Origin of the sequence: Rubripirellula lacrimiformis (assembly GCF_007741535.1) — a bacterium.
GTDB classification, from domain to species: Bacteria; Planctomycetota; Planctomycetia; order Pirellulales; family Pirellulaceae; genus Rubripirellula; species Rubripirellula lacrimiformis.
This window is the reverse complement of sequence record NZ_CP036525.1, coordinates 3,538,938-3,556,454: the sequence shown is the minus strand read 5'-3', so window position 1 is coordinate 3,556,454 and position 17,517 is coordinate 3,538,938. Positions and strand designations below refer to the sequence as shown.

Sequence of the window (17,517 nt, the reverse complement as noted above, 5' to 3'; positions counted from 1 at the left end):
GCGGCGATCGGACGGGGCAATAGAAACGAACTTTGATCGATCCGCACCGGTGGCCGGGGGCCACCGGCAAAAAGCTGTCGTCCCTCCGGGACTTCCTGCATGACAGCCACGAAGTGGACTGGATCGGTGGTCCAATATCGAAAGCACTCGCGAGCTTGGCGGCTGCTGACTTGATCGATTGGAAATCGTTCGTCTCCTCAACGGGTATGGGAAACCGAACGAGCGGTTTCATCCGGGCGTCCTGCAGACGGTATAACTTGGTGCCACCCGGCATTCGATACCGGCCTGCATTTTGCATAGCCACCGGTTCGACAAACAAGTTCCCCTGCCTATGCCGTCCGCCCCGCATCCACCATCGATCCCATGCGAAACATCTGCGTCCCGTTCACCGCCGTGTGCATGACCTTCGCTCTGCTGGCACCTGCGAATTCAGCCCAGCGAGACATCGATGCCGACGTCTGTGTTTACGGTGGTACTTCCGGCGGAGTCATTGCGGCGGTTCAGGCGGCTCGGATGGGCAAGCGTGTGGTGTTGGTAGAACCCGGCGGGCACTTGGGCGGTATGACGTCGGGCGGATTGAGCGCGGTGGACATCGGCGATCCGAGAAGCATTGGCGGCATCGCTCGTGAATACTTCACGCGGCTGGTCGCGACCTATGGCAAACAACTGAACTGGGATCAACCGTTCAAGTCCAAGGGGGGGCCTGCGACCGGTGGCGCCTATTCGATCGAACCGCACGTGGCCGAACGCGTCTTTGACGAAATGGCGGCCGACGCGGGCGTCGTGGTGCTGCGCAACGCTCGCTTGGATCAGGTCAAAAAAGAAGGCGCTGCGATCACCGAACTACGGACCACGAATGGACGAACGATCCGATCCAAAATGTTCATCGATGCGACTTACGAAGGCGATTTGATGGCGGCTGCGGGCGTCAGCTATACGTTGACTCGCGAAGGCAATGCCCCATACGGCGAACAATACAACGGGATCCATTACACACCCAAGTACGAACCTCGCACCGGCCACCTACAACCCCGTGGCAACGGACGTGTGACCGGCGGCCAGGGAGTTTGGGATCGCGACTTTCCCTTGGATCCCTACGTGGTGAAGGGCGATCCGACCAGCGGCCTGCTTCCGCTGGTCGACTCCGGCGCCCCCGGACAACAGGGCGAAGCGGCCCCCGGCGTGATGGCGTATTGCTTTCGACTATGCCTGACGACGGATCCGGACAACATGATCCCGATCGCCCCGCCAGCGAACTACGATCCCAAGCAGTACGAGTTGGTCGCTCGGTTCATCGAAGCTTGCATTGCCAATGGCGATGACATGGATCTGCGATGGTTCAGCAAGCATGACCCGCTGCCAAATTCAAAATGGGATTTCAACACCGCCACAATTGGTGGCAATCTGCCGGGCGTCAGTTGGCAGTGGCCCGAGGCGACCTATGACCGCCGAACCGTCATCGCCAAGCAGATCGAAGACTACCATCGCGGTCTGCTGCACTTCCTTGCGACCGACACGCGTGTTCCCCCAAAATTGCGGCAAGATGTTCGTCGATTTGGACTGCCCAAGGATGAATTTCGCGACACCGGCGGATGGCCGCATCAGTTGTACATTCGCGAAGGCCGCCGGATGGTCAGCGATCTGGTGCTGACGGAAAAGCATACTTTTGGAAAGACCATCGCAGCGGATCCAGTGGGATTGGGATCCTATGGGACCGACGTCCACGAAATACGCCGGATCGTCAAAGATGGCGTCGTCACTCGGGAAGGCAAGATTGCGGGCGGTCGAGGCGGGTTCGGGCCTTACCAGATCGGCTATGGTGCGATCGTCCCCAAACAGAGCGAATGCGATAACCTGCTGGTAACCTTTGCGTTGTCCGCCAGCCACACAGCCTTTGCCAGTATCCGTATGGAACCTGTGCTGATGGTCACCAGCCAATCGGCAGCGACCGCGGCTTGCCATGCGATTGACCAACAGGTTGCCGTCCAAGATGTCGATCGCGAACAACTGAAGACCAAACTTATCGCGGACGGACAAGTGCTGACCTGGAACCCGAATCACTAATTCACGATCACTCGGCGATGGCTGCCGGAAACCGGCGATCGATAGCCGCCTTTGATCTGCCCCAGAAAAAACCGAACTAGGAACACCAATGGCACAACTGGACGAAATTGGCGAGACCGATGGATGGCGATGCTGGCTTTGCGATGAACCGGTGGACCGCGATATGCCGCCGAACGATTCACGCAGTGCGACCGTCGACACCCGCTTGACTAAGGCTCGGGTGAAGAAGATGAAACAGGACAAAACTCCGATTCCTCCCGAGCGGCTAGCCCACAAGGGATGCAACACGGGCAAGGGTGCCAAGGACGCTGTCATCGCGTGGCCCGAACACCTGATCGTTGTCGAACCAGCGTCGATCATCGCAGCCGCCGAGCGACTCGAACGCAAAGGCGGACGCGAAGCGATGGCTCGCTGCCCCACCCGCCAGGACGCCGACGCCGTTGCCGACTGGTTGGTCGATCGAATGTCGCGATTGGCTCCCAACCTGACGCTGAAAAGCCAGATTGCGTCCACCGGCGGCCAGTACTTGGTCAGCCTGTCGACTTAGAAACGCGGCCGCCGCGGTGCGGCGAGAGTTTTTGGAAGGTCGCCCCCCTCACCCCCGGCCCCTCTCCCCCACGTCGGACGCGAGTAGAACTCGCGGCAGACGAGGGGGAGAGGGGAGCCAGAGCTGCAACTGCTCTCGCGTTTTTGGTCGTGCTCGCCCCCCCCCTCACCCCCGCCCCTCTCCCCCACGTCGGACGCGAGCAGAACTCGCGGCTGACGAGGGGGAGAGGGGTGCCAGAGCTGCAAGTGCGGCGAGAGGTTTTGGACGGTCGCCCCCCCTCACCCCCGGCCCCTCTCCCCCACGCCGGACGCGAGTAGAACTCGCGGCCGACGAGGGGGAGAGGGGTGCCAGAGCTGCACCAGCTCTCGTGCTTGAACTTGAACTTGAACTCGAACTCGAACTCGAACTTGAACTCAAACTCGAGCACCTCCCCCCTTCAAAAAACCTTGATTCGCGCCGGATCCGCCGGCAATTAGAATTGAGGGTAACTATCCCACCTCCTATCCCTCCCTTCCTTGAATGCTTCGATCTGCCATGCAACGCCTGTTGACGATTTTCGCCGCGATCACATTCGGTAGCCTGATCACTTGTTCGACCGTAGCGGCCGACGAACCGCCGGCGAAGGAAGCCGATGCTAAACCGGCTTCGATTTTTCCCGATGCGAACTTAGAGGCTGCCGTGCGAGCCGAGGTGTTCGCTAAACGCTACAACGATGAACCGATCACGCCGGAAGACGTTGCCAACATCTCGCGAGTCGTCGGCAAAGACAAGAAGATCAAAGATCTCAGTGGACTTCAGCACTGCAAGGCGCTGATGCTGTTGGACCTGGAATCCAATCAGGTAACCGACCTGACACCGATCGCGGACCTGAAACGGCTGCAATCGGTCACGCTGGCGGGCAACAAGATCAGCGACATTGGACCGCTGGCCGGCCTGACATCGATGCAACTGCTGGATCTGTCGAACAATCAGGTCAGCGACCTGAAGCCGTTGGAAAAGATGTCCAATCTGCGCACCCTGTACCTCGCGAAGAACACCCTGGAAACGATCGATCCGATCGCGCCGCTGAGCAAGATTTGGTCGTTGGACATTTCGGACAACAAGATCAAAGATCTATCGCCGGTAGCCAAACTGGGATGGCTGACCACTTTGGACGCCCGAGGAAACCAAATCGAATCGCTGTCGCCAATCGTCGAACTGCGAGAACTGGACATGCTGCTGATCTCGGGCAACAAAATTTCCGACCTGAATCCGCTGGTCGAAATGTGCCAGAAGGACGCCGAAGGTGATCGTCGGTTCGCACCCTACCTAGAGGTCTATCTGGGCGAAAACCCGATCGACGAAAAAGCGAAAGCCGATCACATCACGAAATTGGAATCGTTCGGCGTCGACATCTACGACAAGTGACCCGGCGGCGCGTTACCTGCCTTCGCGTAGCCGGTACCCCAGCAGGTCATCCAGATCGGGTTCAGCCTCGATCGCCTTGACGACTTTTTCGATGTCGTATTCCACTCGGCGAAACTGCAGCACATCTTCGTCGTAAACCACATAGCAGCTTCGTGGGTCACCATCGCGAGGCTGCCCCACGCTGCCCACGTTGACCATCAATCGCTGATTGGTATTGGCGATGCTGTATCCCGAACCGGTGTCGACCGGACGGACAAACCGCAGATCACTGGTGAACACGCCGGGGACGTGAGTGTGTCCCTGGAAACAGAGGTGTTTGATCAGCGAAAACAGTTTTTCCATCTTCTTGATGTTCTGGGTGTCCTCGGGGAACACATATTCATTGGTCGGGCTTCGCGGCGACCCGTGAACGAACATCGCAGACCCTTCGTCGACCATGCGAGGCAGCGAGCAGAGGTACTTCATGCGGCGTTGGCTGGCCGCAGGCCCATCGCTGCTGCATTCAATTTGCGAACGCGTCCAGAAGATCGCTTGCTCGGCCGCAATGTTGAAACCTTCCGGATCAAACAATGCGCTGCTGTCGTGATTTCCGAGCACGCAGAAATCAAACTCCATCACCTTGTCCAAACACTGGCAGGGTGCTGGGCCGTAGCCGATCACGTCGCCTAGGCAGACGATCCGATCCACGTTCTGGTCGGCTACGTCGGCAAGCACGGCTTCGAGTGCCGTCAGGTTTCCGTGAATATCGCTTAGGATCGCGGTGCGTGTCACAGTCGGCGTATCAACGGTCAGGGTCAAGAATGCGGAACCGGAAAATACCCATCGACACGGGGCGACGGCGTCCCCTAATCACCTTTCCCCCCCAAGCCAACGATGGCGGCGGGGAAAGGACAAGCTATGTCTAACGACCGTGCTTCAGCCGATCGCCAAGTGCATCGGACAGGTCAGGCACATTGTAAATTTTGGCGGCCGTCTTGTCGCGATCGTAATCGATCCGTCGAAAGGTCAATGTCTTTGCATCAGTATCAAGGATCACATAGCACGACTTGTTGTTGTCGTCGCGTGGTTGGCCGACGCTGCCGACGTTGACCATCACTTTTTCGCTGCCAAGTTGATAGTGGTGGTCACATTCGTCGGGCGAAATGAATTCGCATTCGGTCGTGAACACGCCCGGCAGGTGGGTGTGGCCCATGAAGCAATATTGTTGGACCTTGCCGAACAAGATTTCCATCTTGCGGGTGTCAAACACGTACTCGGGGAACACGTACTCGTTGGTCGGATCACGTGGCGATCCGTGCACAAACTTGTACTCGTCGACTTCGACCTGACGCGGCAGTTCGCCCAGAAAATCCCAACGCTTGTTGACCTGAGCCGAATTGCCCGGACCGTTATCAAGCTGGTCACGTGTCCAATAGATCGCCTGCAACGCCATCGGGTTGAAACCATCGGGATCAAACAATGCTGCCTGATCGTGGTTGCCCAGAATCGTTGCTTTGCAATTCTGAATCACCAAGTCCAGGCACTCGCAAGGATTCGGCCCATAGCCGATGATGTCACCCAGACAGTAGATTTCGTCGACGGACATCGCTCGGATATCGGCCAGCACGGCCTCGAGAGCTTCGAGATTGCCGTGGATGTCGCTAATCAACGCTCGCTTCACCGGAGATTTCCTGAGATTTCAATAGAACGGGGGGTGACGGGCAGACGTTGACGAACGGTCGGCTCAGATGTCGTCCTGAACCGGCCACAAGTACCAGGTTCGTGATCGAACAAATTGTAAGGGGAATCAAAAATTCACGGCAATCCCACCAGCGGTGCTCCCTCCGGGGAATTCGCCGAAGCACAGCATAGCCTGCAACTGGCAATCGAAACGACGTCAAGAACCGGATCGGTGGCTCTTTTTTCAAAGGAACTCGTCCTGCGGCGTGTTTCATTGGATCCTGGACTGCGAACCGCGGCCTCGTTGGCTCCTGCGATCGCGGAAATCATCCAGTGGTGCTCTGATCATCCGTCGCTGGAATCCAATCGTTTGGGGTTCATCTCCGTCGCCGATGGCCCCGGGTCGTTCACCGGGCTCCGAATCGGGGTCACGACCGCAAAAACACTGGCCTACGCGTTGAAAATCCCGCTGGTCAGCGTGGATTCGCTGGCCGCCATTGCCGCCTGCCGCATGGCCCAGCACCCCAGTGTCGATCAGGTGCTTGCAGCGATCGATGCGTTTCGTGGTGAGATCTTTCAGGGGAAATTTTGTCGCAGCCAACTTTTACCGCCGCTGGAAGATCTAAAAATCGACAAGCATTGGTCGGCCGACCGCGATTCCACCCAGGTGCAATCGATCAAGTCGTTCCAGAAAGATTTGCCGCTGCTAGCGGAAACCTACGCGTTTGCCGGCGACGCAAAAGCGTTTGGCGACCACGCCCAGCGACGACTGGAAAGTGACTGTGACGCCGTCGGAGTCGGGATGCTGGGATTGCGAGCGGCGATTCAGGGCCGATTGGTCGACCCAATGCAACTGGTACCCCGCTACCTGAAACGAAGCGCCGCCGAAGAAAAGGCCGCCGAATCGATCCTCCCAACGCCATCATCGTCGTCATCCTCATCACCGTAGCGCAAGTCGCCAAGACTTTCGGCCTCGGATGTGGGATCACCGAAAGTCTTGGCGACTTGCGCTACGGAGTGGATCGTGCGACGACGCGGTGAAAGAAAAGGCCGCCGAATCGATCCTCCCAACGCCATCATCGTCGTCATTCTCATCACCGTAGCGCAAGTCGCCAAGACTTTCGGCCTTGGATGTGGGATTACCGAAAGTCTTGGCGACTTGCGCTACGGAGTGGATCGCGAGAAGACGCGGTGAAAGAAAAGGCCGCCGAATCGATCCTCCCAACGCCATCATCGTCGTCATCCTCATCACCGTAGCGCAAGTCGCCAAGACTTTCGGCCTCGGATGTGGGATTACCGAAAGTCTTGGCGACTTACGCTACGGAGTGGATCGTGCGACGACGCGGTGAAAGAAAAGGCCGCCGAATCGATCCTCCCAACGCCATCATCGTCGTCATTCTCATCACCGTAGCGCAAGTCGCCAAGACTTTCGGCCTTGGATGTGGGATTACCGAAAGTCTTGGCGACTTGCGCTACGGAGTGGATCGCGAGAAGACGCGGTGAAAGAAAAGGCCGCCGAATCGATCCTCCCAACGCCATCATCGTCGTCATCCTCATCACCGTAGCGCAAGTCGCCAAGACTTTCGGCCTCGGATGTGGGATTACCGAAAGTCTTGGCGACTTGCGCTACGGAAAAGCGATCGGAATGTGGGGCGCGATCGGCGGCGGATTACCGAAAGTCTTGGCGACTTGCGCTACGGAGTGGATCGTGCGACGACGCGGTGAAAGAAAAGGCCGCCGAATCGATCCTCCCAACGCCATCATCGTCGTCATCCTCATCACCGTAGCGCAAGTCGCCAAGACTTTCGGCCTTGGATGTGGGATTACCGAAAGTCTTGGCGACTTGCGTTACGGAGTGGATCGTGCGACGACGCGGTGAAAGAAAAGGCCGCCGAATCGATCCTCCCAACACCATCATCGTCGTCATCCTCATCACCGTAGCGCAAGTCGCCAAGACTTTCGGCCTCGGATGTGGGATTACCGAAAGTCTTGGCGACTTGCGCTACGGAGTGGACCGCGCGAAGACGCGGTGAAAGAAAAGGCCGCCGAATCGATCCTCCCAACGCCATCATCGTCGTCATCCTCATCACCGTAGCGCAAGTCGCCAAGACTTTCGGCCTCGGATGTGGGATTACCGAAAGTCTTGGCGACTTGCGCTACGGAGTGGATCGTGCGACGACGCGGTGAAAGAAAAGGCCGCCGAATCGATCCTCCCAACGCCATCATCGTCGTCATCCTCATCACCGTAGCGCAAGTCGCCAAGACTTTCGGCCTCGGATGTGGGATCACCGAAAGTCTTGGCGACTTGCGCTACGGAGTGGATCGTGCGACGACGCGGTGAAAGAAAAGGCCGCAGAATCGATCCTCCCAACGTCATCGTCGTCGTCATCCTCATCACCGTAGCGCAAGTCGCCAAGACTTTCGGCCTCGGATGTGGGATTACCGAAAGTCTGGGCGACTTGCGCTACGGAGTGGACCGCGCGAAGACGCGGTGAAAGAAAAGGCCGCCGAATCGATCCTCCCAACGCCATCATCGTCGTCATCCTCATCACCGTAGCGCAAGTCGCCAAGACTTTCGGCCTTGGATGTGGGATCACCGAAAGTCTTGGCGACTTGCGCTACGGAGTGGACCGCGCGACGACGCGGTGAAAGAAAAGGCCGCCGAATCGATCCTCCCAACGCCATCATCGTCGTCATCCTCATCACCGTAGCGCAAGTCGCCAAGACTTTCGGCCTCGGATGTGGGATCACCGAAAGTCTTGGCGACTTGCGCTACGGAGTGGATCGCGAGAAGACGCGGTGAAAGAAAAGGCCGCCGAATCGATCCTCCCAACGCCATCATCGTCGTCATCCTCATCACCGTAGCGCAAGTCGCCAAGACTTTCGGCCTCGGATGTGGGATCACCGAAAGTCTTGGCGACTTGCGCTACGAAAAAGCGATCGGAATGTGGGGCCGATCGGCGGTGGGATCACCGAAAGTCTTGGCGACTTGCGCTACGGAGTGGACCGTGCGACGACGCGGTGAAAGTGCAGATAGACTTCACGATCCACCACCCGGCGGACCCCTTCGACCAAACAAGCCGGTTCATTTTCGCGGCCGCCTTGTTCGATGATCGCATCCAACGGGGTTCCCGGGGAAACCGAAAAGGTCCGCTGGTTGATCGTTTGATTGCCTGCGTCCAATTCCGGGATAATGAAATGGCAGGTCGCCCCGAATGTCAGCATCCGAGCGGCGAAGGCATCGTGGTAGGGCCGAAACCCCGGAAATCCGGGCAACAACCCGTGGTGCAGATTCACAATCCGACCGCCCGCGAACTGCCAACAGGTCGATGGAGGCAACACGCGCATGTAGCGGGCTAGAACCACGTAGTCGACGTCGAATTCGTCCAGCACGTCCACCATCGCGGCATCGTCAGCGGCCCCGTTTTCATCACCGATCATCGAAAACGGCACGCCGAATTCCTCGGCCAATCCCTGCAACTTCCCTCGGTTAGAAATCAACACCGCCGCATCGGCACCGATCGTTCCGGCTGCGATCGCTTCCAGAACAGCCCGCGGCGTATCGTCCTTGTACGTACAGCAGATCGCCAAACGCGGCTTATCCGGGGCCCGTCTTTCGGAACTCCAGACACGAATCGCCAATTTCGTGTGCTGGCCGATTTGCCGCATCGCATCGACCAAGGGCTGGTACTGATTGCGCTGGATGTCGATACGACAAATCATCGCGAACAACTGTTCTTCGTCGTGGTCATACATCTGGATCTCGGCGATCCGGGCCCCCTGGCCGGTCACATAGTGAATGATCGGGTCGGCCAAACCGACGTTGTCCGGCCCCAGAGCGGTGATGACGACTTCCATGATGATCGATCCTGTGACTAATATTTCCACACTCAGACGGTCGGATCTTCCCGCACTGGGGGCGACCGGATCGACACAGTATCTTATGTGGGGGCTTTTTTGCCGACCCCGGGCTTTGCTACCGTTTTGGGCCAATCGCCTGCGGCAGCCGCCGAACCTTCGATCCGCCGACGGATGCTGTGGATCCCATCGGCTTGGATTGCCTGATTGCCATTTCGTCGCCGTTGAATTTCGCTCACCTTTTGGATTCGCACCATGTCCGTCATTTCGCCTCCGACCAAGCGCCGCCGCAGCGATTATCCCAAAGGCGAAAATCTGTGCGAACACTGCACCGCCAAGTGCTGTCACTATTTCGCATTGGCGATCGACGAACCCGTGGAACGTCGCGACTTTGATTTCATGCGTTGGTACCTGTTGCACGACCGGGCCAGCCTGTTTGTGGACGACGAAACCTGGTACCTGCTGGTCCACACGACCTGCAAACACCTGCGTGACGACTACATGTGCGGGATCTACGAAACGCGTCCCCAAATTTGCCGTGACTACACCACCGCCGAATGCGAATTCGAAGACGATTGGTGCTACGAAAAGTACTTTGAAAGCCCCGAACAGATCGATGAATACGCCGACGCTCTGTTCGGGCCTCAGTTTCCAGAGCCCGGTCGCAAGAAAGAACATTTGCTGCGAAGCCGGAAACCATCGGGACTTCCGATCGCCTAGCCCCACCGCCGCCGCCCATCGTTAGCCATCAACGGTCCTGGTCCACCGACCGCCGATCCCAGTCGACGGACTCGGTGTGTGCACAGCAGCGTTTTCCATCGACACGAAGGCGTCGCATCGTCGCCAGTATCATCGTCGCCGGATCATTGACGACGAATTTTTTGACGGCGACACCCCGTCCCGTCCACGTCCATCATCAACCACCCGAAACTCCCCGGTAACCTGATCGCATGTCATTGATCCAACCCCGCACGCTGAAGGGCTTTCGCGACTACTTGCCGGCTGTGATGATGCCGCGGGAACAGATGATGCAAACCGCGCGCGACACATTTCGCTCGTTTGGTTTTGCACCCATTGATACGCCGGTGTTGGAATACCTAGAAATCTTGTCGGGCAAAGGCAGCGACGAAACGGATCGTCAGATTTACCGGTTCCAGGACAACGGCGGCCGCGACGTCGGAATGCGATTCGACCTGACCGTCCCGCTGGCTCGATTCGCAGCCCAGCACATCGGCACCCTTGGGACTCCCTTCAAACGCTATCACATCGCGCCGGTTTGGCGTGGCGAGAATCCGCAGGCCGGCCGCTATCGCGAGTTCGTCCAATGTGACTTCGACACGATCGGAACACTATCGGTTCTGGCGGACATCGAAGCCGTTGCCGTGATCAACCAACTGCTTGAAGCAATTGGATTTGATCGCTTCACCATCAGCGTCAACAATCGCACCATCCTGACCGGGCTGCTGGACCAATTCGGGTTAGCCGACAAGTCGGTGCCGGTGCTTCGCAGCCTGGATAAACTGACCAAAATCGGTCGAGAGAAAACGCACGAAGAAATGTGCCGCGTGGCGGAGATCGATGCGGCCCAAGCCGACGCGGTGCTGGCGTTGGCTCAGTGCGACGGCGACGCCGAATCGGTGCTCGCTCAATTGCCCGAAATCACCTCTGGCAACCCAATCGCCGCCGAGGGAATTCAGCGACTGACCGAAATCTACCGCGGGGCACTGGCGTCCGGCGTACCGGCAAGACGTCTAAAACTGGACGTATCGATTGCTCGCGGACTGGACTATTACACCGGCGTCATCTTTGAAACGACGCTAGACGATTTGCCTGAAATTGGCAGCGTCTGCAGTGGTGGCCGCTACGACAACTTGGCAGGCCTGTACACCAAACAGCACCTCCCCGGAATCGGCGCGTCGTTGGGGTTGGATCGATTGTTGGCTGCGATGGAGCAGCTAAAGTTGCTGCCCGAGGCGTCGACTCCCGCACCGCTGCTGATCACGAATTTTGATCACTCGCACCGCGACGACTATCTGCAGATGGCCGCACACCTGCGTGCGGCGGGCATCGGCGTGGAGGTCTATCCGGACACGAAAAAACTGGGTGCCCAGCTGAAGTACGCTGACCGACGTGGATTCACTGCCGTGATCGTTGCCGGCGGGAACGAGTGGGACGAAAATCGCTGTCAGCTGAAGACACTGGCGACCAAAGAAACCACCGATGTCGCCTACACCCACCAAGATCCCGCGGCACTTGTGGCCGCGATTCAATCGGTGCTCAGCGCGTCGGCAACATCGCCTGGTTCACGCTCGGCCGCAGCCGACGGTTCCCCCGCAGGCAGCTGATCGGAGCTCCACTGATCTAGCATTTCCGCCGCTTCGGTAATCACCCGTCGCGGCATCGCATCGTTGTGATCGACTCCCTCGATTTCGATGAAGTGCCGCTGCTTGGAATGCGACGAATCGAACAGCGCCCGTCCACGATCAAACGCGATGATCGTATCGTCGGTTCCGTGGATTTGGATCAGGGGACCGGTGTAGTTCGTTAGCCGTGCAGTCGAATCGAATCGGTTTCGCATCAGCAATTGAGTTGGCACGAACGGATATCGGTCCGAGGCAACTTTGTATAAACGGTCAAAGGTGCTCTCTAGAATCAACGCCTTGGCGCCACCGCGACTGGCCAATGCGACAGCACATCCGCCCCCCAGCGATCTTCCGTACAAAATGATATCGGTGGGCTGGATCGAGTATCGCTGACAAAGGAAGTCGCGTGCCGCAAAACAATCCTCCAACACGCCGCGTTCGGACGGGGTGACATCGTCTTCGAAACCACGGTACTCCGCCGCCATCACCGTGGCATCGAATGTATCGGACAGCTGCATCAGCCAACGGTCCAACCACTTGGCTTTGGTCGCGTTGCCGTGGAAAAACAAAACCACGTTGCCGCTTCCGGTCCGTTCGACCAATCGGCCGGCCAGAGTGATCTTTCCTGGCGAATCATAGGTAACCGTTTTCACGGGCGATTCGCTGGTCGTGGTGAAATCGTCGTCCATGTAGGCGCCCGGATACACCAACCGATCTTCCATGAAGACCAGCGCGACCAAAATCGAGATGTAACCCAGGATCACGATCCGCACGATCGAGATCGCCAGCCGAGCGCCGCGACTGCGAACGACCTTGTGCTTTTTGCGTCCTGTTCGCCGCTTTGTCGGCTGGTGCATTTCGGGCCGCTGCGGTCTGGATTTTAGCCGTTCCGATTCAGCGCCGGTGGAGGTCGCAGGCTTGCCTGCGGAAGATGAATCATCGTTCGACATAGTTCGTTCAGTCCAAGCCAACGTAGCCGTAGAAAAAGTGGTCACGCCCCAAGCGGATGCAGCGTCCCGTGACAATCGACCTGCCACCGCGTCGTGCCTGGCCGCATCGATCATTCAGTGTCGAGCGTCGTGGACGCCACGTCTAGCAAGATTCTGCACGTCGCCGGAAACCGCATCTAGCCACAAACCACGTGAAGCCACAAACAACGTGTAGCAAATCGGGTGACCCCGATAATCCTATCCGATTCCGCCGCCAACCGAGTCTGGACTGGGGGCAGGCCGGGGCCTGACACCGCAGAATGTGCTACTTTTCGATACGACACGATCGGGTTGTGTCGATCAGGAAAGACAAAACATGCTGCGATTAGACGCCACCACCGACCCACGAAACGACTTCACCAAGATCCGCAATTGGCGGTATGGCCGCATCCTGGTGCGCGGTGGCAAGATGATCGAAGTCCAACGCCGACTGACCTGCGGCAGCGTTTCCATGGCCCAGGTATGGTGGCAGGCAAAGTACGGCCGCAGCGACGACGACGTTTGCTGGATCGACTATCACCAACCGTTGGGATTGCCAACGTTTTTGACGCTGGACTATATCCGCGCCGGCACCTTTGCCGGTTACCAGTCGTTTTCGGCGGCCTGTCATATCCTAGACGACATCGCTCATATCCGCGGCGCAGCGGCGATCGTCGCGCACGTGTCCAACGGCAACATCAGCGATCGATTGATGACCCGCATGGGGTGGCAACGTCACCTCGAAGACTGGAAAGGCCGACACTGGATCCGTCGCTTCTATGACGGTTACCCGCCCCTTTCGTTGGATCGCTACCTAGCCGCCAAGTCGGCTTAATCCCCAGCGGGAACGACGCATCGAACCGTTGTGGATCGCTGCGACGATCGGCAGCCAGATCGATCCACCATCAACATTGGCAGCCCGCCGCCTAGCGGATCGGATGCTATCGACGAGCCGATTCGGGCGAACCACGCCTAGCGCATGTCGAGTTGATCGCAGAACGCTGGATCCACCGAGTTCTCGATGACACGGAACGGGTGTTCGCAGGTGCCAACTACTTTTCTAGTTCGACTTCGATCGTTCCGTCGACTTCGCGGATCGGGAAAGTTTGCATCAACGGTTGTCGATTGATGGTTTGAATGCCAGTCGCCAGATCGTATTGCCACCCGTGCCACGGACAGGTGACACAGCCATCGGCAACCTTTCCTTGGGCGATCGGCCCGCCTTGATGCGCGCACATCCCGTCCATGGCAAACCATTGCCCATCGGAACGAAAGATCGCCAAGATCTGTTCGCCGACCACGACCTCGATCGCCTCGCCATCGGCGATCTCACTTGCTTGGGCAACAGGGGTCCATTGATGATTCATGAAGATTCAATTCACAGCGAGGTTTGTCGACGGACCCTTCACCGCCCGGGTCCGGTATCCCGTGATTGCAGTGACGTTACAATTCGGGAAAGCGTAGGGGACGAGCGGTGCGACAGGCGCCGTCACTCGCGTTTGGGTCAATGAACACCTAAGGAGTATGGCTGTGACCTTCCATCATTTACACCCCGCGACGGTCGAGGGCGTTTCGACCTGCGATCGCTTGACGACGGCGGCAGCGAAACAGTGTCCCAAGCAGGATCGACCCTGCACGGATCGGCAGAAGCAAGGAAAGCGCCTTGTTGCCGGTATCATCGCATTGGTATGCCTTTGCGTTTTCCCCCTCGGCCTGATTCGGGCAGACGAGCCGAGTTCGGAGCCAACCACGGCTCAGTCGCCCGCTACCGCAAACACGAAAGATCCCGAAGTGGATGGAGCTACCGAAGTTAGCCCTGTGAAGGTCACCGAAATCGAAGGCATTTCGGAATACCAGCTTGAAAATGGCGTTCGCGTGCTGTTGTACCCCGACGACAGCAAAGAAGTCGTGACGGTCAACATGACTATCTTTGTCGGTTCACGCCACGAAGGATACGGCGAAGCCGGCATGGCTCACCTGTTGGAACACATGTTGTTCAAGGGCACGCCGATGCATCCGGATATCCCCAAAGCGTTGAAAGAACGCGGTGCGGGCAATTCGATGAACGGGACCACCTGGACCGACCGCACCAACTATTACGAGACGCTACCCGCGGTCGGCGACAACCTGGAATTCGCGATCCGGCTAGAAGCTGACCGATTGGTCAACAGCTTCATTCGCGGCGAAGATCTTGAAAAAGAGATGACCGTCGTGCGGAACGAATTCGAAAGTGGCGAAAATTCGCCCATCCGAGTGCTGATGCAGCGGATCCAATCCGGTGCCTACGATTGGCACAACTACGGCCGTTCGACCATCGGTAACCGCAGCGATATCGAACGTGTGCCAGTCGTACGGCTGAGAAAGTTTTATCGCAAATTTTACCGGCCAGACAACGTCATGGTCACCTTGGCCGGCAAATTTGATCCCGACGAAGCGCTTCAGTACGTGCAAAAGTACTTCGGTTCGCTGCACAAACCGGATGAACCGATCGACGACACCTACACCACCGAACCTGCCCAGGATGGGGAACGCACCGTCGTGCTTCGCCGCGTCGGTGAAATCCAATTGGCTGGCACGGCCTATCACATTCCGTCCAGCAGCCACCCCGATTTTGCGGCTGTGAAGGCCTTGGTCTACATCCTGGGTGATGAACCGAGTGGCCGACTGTACAAACAGATGGTCCAAACGGAAATCGCGTCGAATGTCTATGCGATGGCCAACGCGTTCACCGAACCAGGCCTGTTCATGGCCTTGGCCGAAGTCAACGTCGACAAGTCGATCGAGGCTGCTCGGGTCAAGTTGATCGATGTGATGGAAGAATCATTCGCCACCGATCCCATCACCCAACAGGAACTGGACCGTGCGGTCCAACAGATCCTGAAACATCGCGAATTGGCCGCCGGGGACTCGGACAAAGTCGCCGTCAGCCTTAGCGACTGGGCCGCCCAAGGCGATTGGCGTTTGTATTTCCTGTTCCGCGATAATGTCGAAGCATTGACGTTGGATCAGGTTCAACGCGTGGCCCAAAAGTACTTTGTGCGAAACAACCGAACGGTCGGCTTGTTCATCCCGAGCGAAACGTCGGACCGTATCGAAGTTCCCGAAGCCCCCGATTTAAAGACCGTTTTCAAGGATTACAAGGGGCGAGCAGCGATTGCTGCGGGCGAACAATTCGACCCATCGCCGGACGCCATCGAAGCTCGTACCCAGCGTGGCGATCTGGTTGGCGGAATCCAATACGCGTTGTTGCCCAAGAAGACACGCGGCGAAACGGTTTCCTTGATGCTGACCCTTCGATTCGGGACCGCCGATACGTTGAAGGATAAAATCGGTGCCGTCGAACTGCTTGGCATCGTGATGTCACGTGGGACCGACAAACTGGACTACACCGAACTGCAAGACGAACTGACTCGGCTGCGGGCCGAACTGTCGCTCAACACGACCGTCGGACTGATGCAATTGAGCGTCAAAACGAAACGTGAGTTCCTGCCCGAAGTGATCGGATTGATCGGTGACATCGTGCGTCGCCCTCGATTGGATGCGACGGAACTGGACGTGCTGAAACGCCAAATCGTCACCAGTTTGCAAAAGAGCACGACGGATCCACAAGCTTTGGCGCCGCGCAGTGTTCGACGGACGCTATCACCCTATGGGCCTGATGACATCCGATACGTGCAAACGCTGGAAGAAGAAATTGCGATGTATTCGGCCGTCGAAATCGACGAACTGAAACAACTGCACGCGGACTTTTTCAGCAACCAAGCGGGTGAACTGTCGGTTGTTGGCGACTTTGATGCCGAAGAAGTCAAACGACTGATGAAGGCGGAATTGACCGACTGGGATACCGACATCGCGTACGTGCGAGTCGACCGGGATCCGCATCCGGAACTGCCTGGATCGACCGACATCATCGAAACGCCAGACAAAGCGAACGCGGTCTATTACACCAGCCAACAGTACGCCTTGGCTGACGATCAGCCCGAGTATGCTTCGCTGGTCCTGGGGAACTTCATCCTCGGTGGTGGATCGCTCAGCAGCCGTCTGGGGGATCGAGTTCGCCAACAAGAAGGTTTGTCGTACGGTGTCCGCAGCGGATTGTCCGCGAGAGCCAAGGATGGACGTGTCGATTTTACGATCTACGCGATCACCAACCCTGAAAACAAGGATCGTTTGACGGAGGTTCTGCTGGAAGAAATCGATCGAATTCGTGACCAGGGAATCACCGAAGACGAACTGGAGAAGGCGAAAGTGTCGTACCTGCAGTCCGCTCGAGTTCGTCGTGTCGCCGACGCTTCGTTAGCCGGTGAACTGCTCAGCACGATGTTCAACGACCGAACGATGGAGTACTACGCGGCCCACGATCGCCAGATCCAGGATGCCACCGTCGAAAGCGTCAACGAGGCGATTCGCAAGTACATCCATCCTGGCAAGTTGGTGACAGCAGTAGCCGGCGACTTTGCCGCAGCATCCACGGCACGAGCCGAACAGGAAGCTGCAGAGTAGAGCGAGCGGCAACGGATCTGCCGGCGGTCAAAACCGCCGGCACCCGGGAAATCCGCCGCGGGAATCGGCGGATTGGCCAGCGGGGGGTTTGCCAGCGGATGGGACTTCTGGCGAAGTCCAATACCGAGCGTTGCCTGACCCAGGTCGA

At 57.9% G+C, this 17,517-nt stretch carries 13 protein-coding genes; 8 read left to right on the top strand and 5 right to left on the bottom strand.

What is annotated here, in order from left to right; translation table 11 throughout:
* Positions 1-363: 363 nt before the first annotated feature.
* The 3 genes from K227x_RS12545 (at position 364) to K227x_RS12535 (ending at position 4,018) form a co-directional block, all read left to right on the top strand.
* Positions 364-2,064: an FAD-dependent oxidoreductase gene (locus K227x_RS12545; protein ID WP_218933963.1), complete on the top strand. Its 1,701-nt coding sequence runs from the start codon at positions 364-366 to the stop codon at positions 2,062-2,064.
* Between the two features lie 88 nt (positions 2,065-2,152).
* Positions 2,153-2,611, top strand: a complete 459-nt coding sequence (locus K227x_RS12540; protein ID WP_145169876.1) for a hypothetical protein — start codon at positions 2,153-2,155, stop codon at positions 2,609-2,611.
* Positions 2,612-3,145: 534 nt separating this feature from the next.
* The gene (locus K227x_RS12535; RefSeq protein ID WP_246146764.1) at positions 3,146-4,018 is read left to right on the top strand and encodes a leucine-rich repeat domain-containing protein; all 873 of its coding nucleotides are present in this window, start codon (positions 3,146-3,148) and stop codon (positions 4,016-4,018) included.
* A gap of 12 nt (positions 4,019-4,030) precedes the next feature.
* Here the strand turns inward: K227x_RS12535 and K227x_RS12530 are convergent, their stop codons facing one another.
* Both K227x_RS12530 and K227x_RS12525 read right to left on the bottom strand, forming a co-directional pair.
* A complete protein-coding gene (locus tag K227x_RS12530) occupies positions 4,031-4,789 on the bottom strand; it encodes a metallophosphoesterase family protein (protein ID WP_145177802.1) in 759 nt (252 codons plus the stop codon).
* Between the two features lie 130 nt (positions 4,790-4,919).
* Positions 4,920-5,678: a metallophosphoesterase family protein gene (locus K227x_RS12525; RefSeq protein ID WP_145169872.1), complete on the bottom strand. Its 759-nt coding sequence runs from the start codon at positions 5,676-5,678 to the stop codon at positions 4,920-4,922.
* A 132-nt stretch (positions 5,679-5,810) separates the two neighbouring features.
* On the opposite strand from K227x_RS12525, the gene tsaB reads away from it, so the two are divergent.
* Positions 5,811-6,626, top strand: a complete 816-nt coding sequence (gene tsaB, locus K227x_RS12520) for a tRNA (adenosine(37)-N6)-threonylcarbamoyltransferase complex dimerization subunit type 1 TsaB (protein WP_145169870.1) — start codon at positions 5,811-5,813, stop codon at positions 6,624-6,626.
* 2,045 nt (positions 6,627-8,671) lie between these two features.
* Here tsaB and K227x_RS12515 read toward each other — a convergent pair.
* Entirely contained in the window at positions 8,672-9,535 is an 864-nt protein-coding gene (locus tag K227x_RS12515; protein WP_145169868.1) for a formyltransferase family protein, read from the bottom strand.
* A gap of 255 nt (positions 9,536-9,790) precedes the next feature.
* Here K227x_RS12515 and K227x_RS12510 point away from each other — a divergent pair, with 255 nt between their 5' ends.
* Together K227x_RS12510 and hisS are read left to right on the top strand one after the other, a co-directional pair.
* Positions 9,791-10,255, top strand: coding sequence for a YkgJ family cysteine cluster protein (locus K227x_RS12510; protein ID WP_145169866.1), 465 nt, complete (start codon positions 9,791-9,793; stop codon positions 10,253-10,255).
* 236 nt (positions 10,256-10,491) lie between these two features.
* The gene (hisS, locus tag K227x_RS12505) at positions 10,492-11,880 is read left to right on the top strand and encodes a histidine--tRNA ligase (RefSeq protein ID WP_145177800.1); all 1,389 of its coding nucleotides are present in this window, start codon (positions 10,492-10,494) and stop codon (positions 11,878-11,880) included.
* Here hisS and K227x_RS12500 read toward each other — a convergent pair.
* On the bottom strand, positions 11,802-12,848 hold the full coding sequence (locus tag K227x_RS12500) for an alpha/beta hydrolase (protein ID WP_218933961.1): 1,047 nt from the start codon (positions 12,846-12,848) through the stop codon (positions 11,802-11,804). The genes hisS and K227x_RS12500 overlap by 79 nt on opposite strands.
* Positions 12,849-13,203: 355 nt before the next feature.
* Between K227x_RS12500 and K227x_RS12495 the strand changes: the two genes are divergently transcribed.
* Entirely contained in the window at positions 13,204-13,701 is a 498-nt protein-coding gene (locus tag K227x_RS12495; RefSeq protein WP_145169863.1) for a hypothetical protein, read from the top strand.
* Positions 13,702-13,918: 217 nt separating this feature from the next.
* Here K227x_RS12495 and K227x_RS12490 read toward each other — a convergent pair whose 3' ends face one another.
* Positions 13,919-14,233, bottom strand: coding sequence for a Rieske (2Fe-2S) protein (locus K227x_RS12490; RefSeq protein WP_145169861.1), 315 nt, complete (start codon positions 14,231-14,233; stop codon positions 13,919-13,921).
* A 424-nt stretch (positions 14,234-14,657) separates the two neighbouring features.
* Here K227x_RS12490 and K227x_RS12485 point away from each other — a divergent pair, with 424 nt between their 5' ends.
* Positions 14,658-17,369, top strand: coding sequence for a M16 family metallopeptidase (locus K227x_RS12485; RefSeq protein ID WP_246146763.1), 2,712 nt, complete (start codon positions 14,658-14,660; stop codon positions 17,367-17,369).
* The last annotated feature ends 148 nt before the right edge of the window (positions 17,370-17,517 follow it).